Below are 8,858 nucleotides of genomic sequence, written 5' to 3'. Positions count from 1 at the left end.
ACCACCCGCCCCAACCCCAAACACCCAACCCAAACCCCCCCCCCCCCCCCCCCCCCCCCCCCCCCCCCCCCCCCCCCCCCCCCCCCCCCCCCCCCACGCCCGTGCGATGTCGCGCTTACTTGGCGGCGAGGATCTCGCGCGCCAGCTTCGCGGTCTCGGTCGGCGTCTTGCCGACCTTCACGCCGGCGGCCTCGAGGGCCTCCTTCTTGGCCTGCGCGGTGCCGGAGGAGCCGGAGACGATGGCGCCCGCGTGGCCCATGGTCTTGCCCTCGGGGGCGGTGAAGCCCGCGACGTAGCCGACGACCGGCTTGGTGACGTTCTTCGCGATGAAGTCCGCCGCACGCTCCTCGGCGTCGCCGCCGATCTCGCCGATCATGACGATCAGCTCGGTGTCCGGGTCGGCCTCGAAGGCCTCCAGGGCGTCGATGTGCGTGGTGCCGATGACCGGGTCGCCACCGATGCCGACGGCGGAGGTGAAGCCGATGTCACGGAGCTCGTACATCATCTGGTAGGTCAGCGTGCCCGACTTGGACACGAGACCGATCTTGCCGGGCTTGGTGATGTCGCCCGGGATGATGCCGGCGTTGGACTGGCCGGGGGTGATCAGACCCGGGCAGTTCGGGCCGATGATCCGGGTCTTGTTGCCCTTGGCGGTCGCGTACGCCCAGAAGGCGGCGGAGTCGTGCACCGCGATGCCCTCGGTGATGACGACGGCCAGCGGGATCTCGGCGTCGATCGCCTCGACCACGGCGGCCTTGGCGAAGGCCGGCGGGACGAAGAGGACGGAGACGTTGGCGCCCGTCTTCTCCATCGCCTCGGCGACGGAGCCGAAGACCGGGACCTCGGTGCCGTCGAAGTCGACGGTGGTGCCGGCCTTGCGCGGGTTCACGCCGCCGACGATGTTGGTGCCGTCAGCCAGCATCAGCTTGGTGTGCTTCATGCCCGTGGCACCGGTCATGCCCTGGACGATGACCTTGCTGTCCTTGTTGAGGAAGATAGCCATGTGAGTCTGTGACCTCTGCCCTTACTTCGCAGCCGCGAGCTCGGCGGCCTTGTCGGCCGCGCCGTCCATGGTGTCCACGCGCTGGACCAGCGGGTGGTTGGCGTCCGAGAGGATCTTGCGACCCAGCTCGGCGTTGTTGCCGTCGAGACGGACGACCAGCGGCTTGGTGACCGCCTCGCCCTTGTCCGCGAGCAGCTGCAGCGCCTGGACGATGCCGTTGGCGACCTCGTCACAGGCGGTGATGCCACCGAAGACGTTGACGAAGACGGACTTGACGTCCGGGTCGCCGAGGATGATCTCGAGACCGTTGGCCATGACGGCGGCGGAGGCGCCACCGCCGATGTCCAGGAAGTTGGCGGGCTTGACGCCACCGTGGTTCTCGCCGGCGTAGGCGACGACGTCGAGGGTGCTCATGACGAGACCCGCGCCGTTGCCGATGATGCCGACCTCACCGTCGAGCTTGACGTAGTTGAGGTTCTTCGCCTTGGCGGCGGCCTCGAGCGGGTTCGCGGCCGCGTGGTCCACGAACTCCTCGTGACCCGGCTGGCGGAACTCGGCGTTCTCGTCGAGCGAGACCTTGCCGTCGAGCGCGATGACGTCGCCGCTGGCGACCTTCGCGAGCGGGTTGACCTCGACGAGGAGCGCGTCCTCGGCGATGAAGGTCGCCCACAGGGTCACGAGGACCTCGGCGACCTTCTCGGCGACCTCGGCCGGGAACTGCGCCAGCGCGACGATCTCGCGGGCCTTCTCGATGGTCACGCCCTCGTTGGCGTTCACCGGGACCTTGGCGAGCTTCTCCGGGGTCTCCTCGGCGACCTGCTCGATGTCCATGCCGCCCGCGACGGACGCCATGGCGAGGAAGGTGCGGTTGGTCCGGTCGAGGAGGTACGAGACGTAGTACTCCTCCAGGATCTCCGGAGCCGTCTCGGCGATCATCACCTTGTGGACCGTGTGGCCCTTGATGTCCATGCCGAGGATGTCCGTCGCCCGGGCGACGGCCTCGTCCGGGGTGGCGGCCAGCTTCACGCCGCCGGCCTTGCCGCGGCCGCCGACCTTCACCTGCGCCTTGACGACCGACTTGCCGCCCAGCCGCTCGGTGGCCTCGCGAGCCGCCTCAGGCGTGTCGATGACTTCACCGGCCAGCACCGGTACACCGTGCTTGGCGAAGAGGTCCCTCGCCTGGTACTCGAACAGGTCCACGCGCGTCCGTCCCTTGTCTTTTTAAAGATTCGCAGTGATTCGCGGTTGTCTGCTATCTGCGTGGGCGTGCCGCGGAGGGCAACGTGACGGCGCTGTCACAAGGAAGGCGCACACGGTGACCGTGGACGCGGCATGTCCGTCCCGCAGGTTATCCCCGAGGGACCTGGGTCCCTAAATCACAGATCACACCTGAGCGGTGATACCTGTCACAGAACGCCTCACGGTTGAACTGGAAGTTCGTGTGATTCACCGATTCACAGCAAAGGCCGGGCCGTGGGCGTCAGGGGGTGGGCAGGGGGCGCTTCTCCAGCGCCGCGGCCATTACGTCCGGGAACAGGTCGGGCGTGCAGGCGAAGGCCGGAGCCCCCAGCGCCGCAAGGGCTGCGGCGTGCTCGCGGTCGTAGGCCGGGGCCCCCTCGTCGGACAGGGTCAGCAGGGTCACGAACTCGACGCCCGCCGCCTTCATCGCGGCGACCCGCTTCAGCATCTCGTTGCGGATACCGCCTTCGTAGAGATCGCTGATCAGGACGACGACGGTGTCGGCGGGCCGGGTGATCTTCGACTGGCAGTAGGCGAGAGCGCGGTTGATGTCGGTACCACCGCCCAATTGGGTGCCGAAAAGGACGTCGACCGGGTCGTCGAGCTGGTCGGTCAGGTCGACGACCGCGGTGTCGAAGACGACCAGACGGGTGGCGATCGAGCGCATCGAGGCGAGGACCGCGCCGAAGACGGAGGCGTAGACGACGGAGGCCGCCATCGAACCCGACTGGTCGATGCAGAGGATCACCTCCTTCTTCACCGATTGCGCCGCCCGGCCGTAGCCGATCAGCCGCTCGGGGACGACGGTGCGGTACTCGGGCAGGTAGTTCTTGAGATTGGCCCGGATCGTGCGGTCCCAGTCGATGTCGTGGTGGCGCGGACGGCTGATCCGCGCGGACCGGTCCAGGGCGCCGGTCAGCGTCGCCCGGGTCCGCGCCGCGAGCTTCTTCTCCAGCTGCTCGACGACCTTGCGGACCACGGCCCGCGCCGTCTCCTTCGTCGTCTCGGGCATCGCCTTGTTGAGGGAGAGAAGGGTGCCGACGAGGTGCACGTCCGGTTCGACGGCCTCCAGCATCTCCGGCTCCAGCAGCAGGGCGGCCAGGCCCAGCCGCTCGATGGCGTCGCGCTGCATGACCTGGACCACGGAGCTCGGGAAGTACGTACGGATGTCCCCGAGCCAGCGGGCCACGTTCGGAGCGGACCCACCGAGCCCGGCCGACCGCGCCCCCGGCGTCCTGCGGGACCCCGCCTCGCCGCCCCCGCCGTACAGCGCGCCGAGCGCGGCGTCCATCGCCGCGTCCCGCCCGGCCAGCGCGCACCCGGTGCCGTCGGCCTCGCCCCCGCCGAGCACCATCCGCCACCGCCGCAGCCGCTCGCCTCCGGCCGTGCCCATGTCCGTACCGCTCATCCGTCCGTCCCCCTCCACTCATCGTGTCCACCTGTTCCAGCCCCGCCGGCGTTTGAGGCGCGGGGGTCCGGGGGCGGCGCCCCCGGCAACGGCGCCGCACCTCACCCGGCGAGCAGCATCCGCACCAGCCCCACCACCGCGTCCGCCCGCTCCGGATCCAGCTCCGGGGCGAAACCCGCCGGAGCCGAGCCACCGGGCGCCGCGGCGGCAAAGCCGCCCGGCCCGCGCCGCACCAGCTCGCCCAAGGTCCGCTTCACGCCCGGCTCGTACGCCCCGAACGTCCGCCGCAGCAGCGGGAGTACGTCGGTGAACGCCCGCTCCGGCACCCCCACCAGCCAGGCGTCGATCAGGCCCAGCAGCCGGTCGTCGTGGACCAGCAGCGTGCCCCCGCCCGAACTCCCGCCCGCGAAGCCCTCGATCCAGCCCGCCGCGTCGGCCGGGGAGGACGCCGGGGACAGGGCCAGCCCCATCAGCCGGGCCGTCTCCTCGGCCGGCAGCCGCCCGTCGTCGAGGAGCAGCCGGGCCGCCCGGCCGCGGATCAGGCCGGGCACGGTGTCCCGGCCGGCCAGCGTGGCGAGCACCGCGGACCAGCGCTCCCGCAGCCCTTCGGCGGCGTCCGCCAGCAGGCCGATCGCCCCGTGCACCCCGTCCACGTGGGCGCGCATCTCCGCCGCCGCGTCGGTGTCCAGGCCGGCCGTACAGGCCGACGGCAGCGCCACGCATATCCGCTCGGCCAGCCCGGCCGCCACGGCGCCGAGCGCCGTCGCGTCGGTGCCCCGGACGTCCCCGTACCGCAGCGAACGGGCCAGGGCCGGCAGGGCCTTGGCGAGCCGCGCCACGTCGGTGTCCAGCGCGGCCCGGTCGGCGAGGGCCCGCAGTACGGCGGGCAGCGCTTGCGCGAGCCCGGCCAGCAGGCACTGCTCGGCCAGGGCCGTCACCTCGCCCAGCTCCTCGGCCGCGGCGGCGTCCGCCTCGGCCTTGGCGGTGGCCGCCCCGAGGACGGTGGTCCCCCATATGCCGGCCTCGGCGATCCGCACCGACAGCTCCGGCTCCCACCGCAGCCGCCAGGTCTCCCGGAAGGTTCCGGTGCCGGCCCGGGAGGCGGCAGGTGTGCCCCAGCCGACACCGAGCAGCCGCAGCCGGTGCAGCAGCAGGGACTTCGCCGCGTCGGTGTCCTTGCGCAGGTCCAGTTCCAGCTCGCGGTCCTGTGCCTCGGCCTTGAGCCGCAGCGTGCGCTGCTGCCGTGTCAGGTCGCGCTGGAGGGGGACGACGGGGGCTCCGTCCGGGACCTCACCGAGCACGTCGCCGACGACGAGCCGGTCCTCGATCAGTGCGAGCGGTATGTCGGAGCCGTCACACATCACCGCCCGGACCGCTTCCAGGGTCTCCGTCAGGCCCGGCAGCGGCCGGCCCCGCATCGCGGCGAGGGTCTCGGCCAGCCGGACCGCCTCGATGACGTGCGCCGAGGAGACCTGCCGGTCCTCCTCGCGCAGCAGGCCGGCGACCTTGGTCAGCCACCGCTCGACGGGCCGGTCCCGGGCGGAGAAGAGGTGGGCGTACCAGCCGGGCGAGGTGATCCCCGCGCCGTACCCGCCGGCCCGGGCGAGCCTGCGGTGGGTCCAGGGCACCCAGGTGGTCTCCACCTTGACCTTGGGCAGGGCGGTCAGCAGGGCCTTGTCGGCGGCCACGGTGGTCCTGGCCCGCAGCGCGGGGACGTGCCAGGCTCCACACACCACGGCGTAGGCGTCGCCGAACTCCCGGCGGGCGGCGCGCATCCGCTGGCGCATGTACGCCTCGCGGACCAGGTCGCGCCGGTGGCCCCCGTCGCCGTAGGCCTCGCGCAGGGCTCCCATGGCCTCCCCGAGCGCCTCGAAGGCGCCGAGCACGTCCTCCCGTACACCCCCGGCGCCGCGGTGCTCGACGACGTCCTCCCACCAGCGCTCGGGGTCGTCGTAGCCGGCGGTCTCGGCCAGCACGGCCAGGGGGTCCAGCCGGACGGCGTCCGGCTCGGTCCCTTCCGGCCCTTCCCCTCCGGCCGCGAGCGAGTGCGCCGCCGGGAGGTCGATGAACCGGACCGGGACGTCGTGCTCCTGGGCCCAGCGGATGGCCACCCATTCGGGTGAGAACCCGGCCAGCGGCCAGAACGCGGCCCGGCCCGGGTCGTCCGCCGCGTGCGCGAGGAGCGCGACGGGCGGCCGCATCCCCTCTTCGGCGGCGAGCGGCAGCAGCGCGTCCCCCTCGGGCGGGCCCTCGATGAGCACCGCCTCGGGCCGGGCCGCCTCCAGGGCCGCCCGGACGGCACGGGCCGAGCCGGGCCCGTGGTGCCGTACGCCCAGCAGCAGCGGGCCCTTCTCCGGGCTCGGGCTCATACGGTCACCTCCCGGCAGGCCCGGTAGAAGTCCTTCCAGCCGTCGCGCTCGCGGACCACGGCCTCCAGGTACTCCTGCCAGACCACCTTGTCGGCCGCCGGGTCGCGGACCACGGCGCCGAGGATCCCGGCGGCCACGTCGGAGGGGCGCAGCACGCCGTCCCCGAAGTGGGCGGCCAGGGCGAGGCCGCCGGTGACCACGGAGATGGCCTCGGCGGTGGACAGGGTGCCGCTGGGCGACTTCACCTTCGTCCGGCCGTCGTCGGTGACGCCGTCGCGCAGCTCGCGGAAGACGGTGACGACGCGGCGGATCTCCTCCAGGCCTTCGGGCGCGGCCGGCAGGTCGAGGGCGCGGCCCATCTGGTCGACGCGGCGGGCGACGATGTCGACCTCGGCGTCGGCGGTGGCGGGCAGGGGCAGCACCACGGTGTTGAAGCGGCGGCGCAGCGCGCTGGAGAGCTCGTTCACCCCGCGGTCACGGTCGTTGGCGGTGGCGATGAGGTTGAAGCCGCGCACGGCCTGCACCTCTTCGCCGAGCTCCGGTATCGGGAGGGTCTTCTCGGACAGGACGGTGATGAGGGTGTCCTGGACGTCGACGGGGATGCGGGTGAGCTCCTCGACGCGGGCGGTCATGCCGTCGGCCATGGCCCGCATGACGGGGCTGGGGACGAGCGCCTCGCGGCTGGGGCCGTGGGCGAGCAGCCGGGCGTAGTTCCAGCCGTACCGGATGGCTTCCTCGGGGGTGCCCGCGGTGCCCTGGACGAGGAGGGTGGAGTCTCCGCTGACGGCGGCCGCGAGGTGTTCGGACACCCAGGTCTTGGCGGTGCCGGGGACGCCCAGCAGGAGCAGGGCGCGGTCGGTGGCCAGGGTGGTGACGGCCACTTCGACGATGCGGCGCGGCCCCACGTACTTGGGTGTGATCACCGTGCCGTCGTCGAGCGTGCCGCCGAGCAGGTACGTGGCGACGGCCCACGGGGAGAGCTGCCAGCGGGTCGGGCGGGGCCGGTCGTCGGCGGCCGCCAGGGCTTTCAGTTCGTGTGCGAAGGCGTCTTCGGCGTGCGGTCGCAGAGCCTCTGCTCGCTGCTCGTTCCCGTGCATGGTCATGGTCCCCCTCCAAAGCTCGGCAGCCGCTCCCGACTGCTGACACCACGGTGCACCACGCCACTGACAACGGACCTTGCCGATAGCGTTGTTGCTGGTCAGAGCGATTGTCAGTGGCGGTCTCTACGGTGGTTCACATGACTGATCAGGGGGACCGCTGGACAGCGGAACAGGTGCTGGATCTGGCTCCTGACGATGCCTCACGCAAGGCGGGGGGCAGACTCGGCGGGGCGGGGCCGTGGTTGCAGATCGGAGGTTCCGCTTCCGGTTCTGTGTGGGGGTTGTGCAAGGGCAGCGGCAGCAAGCCGTACCGCACGGTCGTGGACCTGACGGGCCCCGCGTACAAGTGCTCCTGCCCGAGCCGGAAGTTCCCCTGCAAGCACGCGCTGGGACTGCTGCTGCTCTGGTCGGCGGAGGGGGCCGGCGAGCCGGGCGAGGCTCCGGAGTGGGCCGCGCAGTGGCTGGCGGACCGGGCGGCCAAGGCCGCCCGGCCGCCCGGCGGGAGGGCCGCGCCGGCCGACGAGGAGGGGGCCCGGAAGCGGGCCGAGCGGCGGGCGGCGCGCGTCGGCGCGGGCGTCACGGAGCTGGAGCAGCGGCTGGCCGATCTGCTGCGCGGCGGCCTCGCGGGCCAGGAGCAGGCGGGATACGCGGGATGGGAGGAGACGGCGGCCCGCATGGTCGACGCCCAGGCACCCGGACTGGCAGGGCGAGTAAGGGAGTTGGGGGCGATACCCAGTTGCGGCCCCGGCTGGCCCGCCCGGATGCTGGAGGAGGCGGCGCTGCTGCACCTGCTCGACCGGGCGTGGCTGGGGGTGGCCGGGCTGCCGGAAGAGCTGGCGGCGACGGTGCGCAGCCGCGTGGGACTGCCGGCCTCCGGGGAGGGGGAGGCCGTACGGGACCGGTGGCTGGTGCTCGCCCAGTACGACACGGTGTCACCGGACGGCCGGCTCACCACCCGCCGGATATGGCTGCGCGGGCTGGCGGGCGGGCGGCCCGCTCTGGTGCTGGACTTCGGACCGCCGGGACGGCCACCGGGGCTGGCCCTGCCGGTGGGGCTTGCGCTGGAGGCGGAGATGCGCTTCCGGCCCGGGTCGGCGGGGCTGCGGGCGGACCTCGGTGAGAGGTTCGCGGCAGCCGTGCCGTGCGCGGAGGTTCCGGCCGGGGTGAGCACGGGGGCGGCTCTGGAGGCGTACGGGGCGGCGCTGCGGCAGGACCCATGGCTGGAGTCCTGGCCGGTGGTGCTCGGTCCGGTGGTTCCGATACCGGGAGAGCTCGGCTGGCAGCTGGCGGACGCGGAGGGCACCTCCGCCCTGCCGGTGCCCCTCACCGGGGGCGGCGGCCGCTCCCGCGGGGGGCTGTGGCAGCTGGCGGCGTTGTCGGGCGGGGGCCCGGTGACGGTGTTCGGCGAGTGCGGTCACCGCGGCTTCACCCCTCTGACGGCCTGGCAGCCGGACTCGGCCGAGCCCGTCGCCCTGTCCTGATCAGAAGCGGAAACAAGCAGACACATCGCAGGGGGCCTGGGGGGTCCTGTGCCGTCGCACAGGCGGCGAGGAGACGTACGGCGCCGGGGGGCGCCGCACGACAAACGACGACGAGCCGGGGGGCTTGCATGAACGACAACCACGCCAGCTGAGCAGGCGGACGGGGACATCGACAGCTCCGGTCCCGCGGAGGGGGCGGGACCGGAGCCCATGACACGACCGACGACGACCGACGACGACCGACGAGGGAGGGGCCCT

Annotated in this window: 6 protein-coding genes; 1 reads left to right on the top strand and 5 read right to left on the bottom strand. The window is 72.9% G+C overall.

All coding sequences use genetic code 11. From position 1 onward, the window contains the following. Positions 1-115 precede the first annotated feature (115 nt). From sucD to ACZ573_RS01450, 5 genes are all read right to left on the bottom strand, one after another. On the bottom strand, positions 116-1,003 hold the full coding sequence (gene sucD, locus ACZ573_RS01470; protein WP_189733229.1) for a succinate--CoA ligase subunit alpha: 888 nt from the start codon (positions 1,001-1,003) through the stop codon (positions 116-118). Positions 1,004-1,024: 21 nt separating this feature from the next. After that, entirely contained in the window at positions 1,025-2,203 is a 1,179-nt protein-coding gene (gene sucC, locus ACZ573_RS01465) for an ADP-forming succinate--CoA ligase subunit beta (protein WP_030011549.1), read from the bottom strand. A 280-nt stretch (positions 2,204-2,483) separates the two neighbouring features. Continuing rightward, a complete protein-coding gene (locus ACZ573_RS01460; protein ID WP_471297612.1) occupies positions 2,484-3,650 on the bottom strand; it encodes a VWA domain-containing protein in 1,167 nt (388 codons plus the stop codon). A gap of 101 nt (positions 3,651-3,751) precedes the next feature. Continuing rightward, the gene (locus ACZ573_RS01455) at positions 3,752-6,019 is read right to left on the bottom strand and encodes a DUF5682 family protein (RefSeq protein WP_471297610.1); all 2,268 of its coding nucleotides are present in this window, start codon (positions 6,017-6,019) and stop codon (positions 3,752-3,754) included. Beyond that, positions 6,016-7,122, bottom strand: a complete 1,107-nt coding sequence (locus ACZ573_RS01450; RefSeq protein WP_471297608.1) for an ATP-binding protein — start codon at positions 7,120-7,122, stop codon at positions 6,016-6,018. Before ACZ573_RS01450 ends, ACZ573_RS01455 begins: the two co-directional genes overlap by 4 nt. Before the next feature lie 134 nt (positions 7,123-7,256). Here ACZ573_RS01450 and ACZ573_RS01445 point away from each other — a divergent pair, with 134 nt between their 5' ends. Then, the gene (locus ACZ573_RS01445) at positions 7,257-8,600 is read left to right on the top strand and encodes an SWIM zinc finger family protein (protein WP_471297606.1); all 1,344 of its coding nucleotides are present in this window, start codon (positions 7,257-7,259) and stop codon (positions 8,598-8,600) included. The last annotated feature ends 258 nt before the right edge of the window (positions 8,601-8,858 follow it).

It is taken from the genome of Streptomyces sp. NPDC040545 (assembly GCF_055595065.1).
This window is presented reverse-complemented; position numbering and strand designations above follow the sequence as displayed.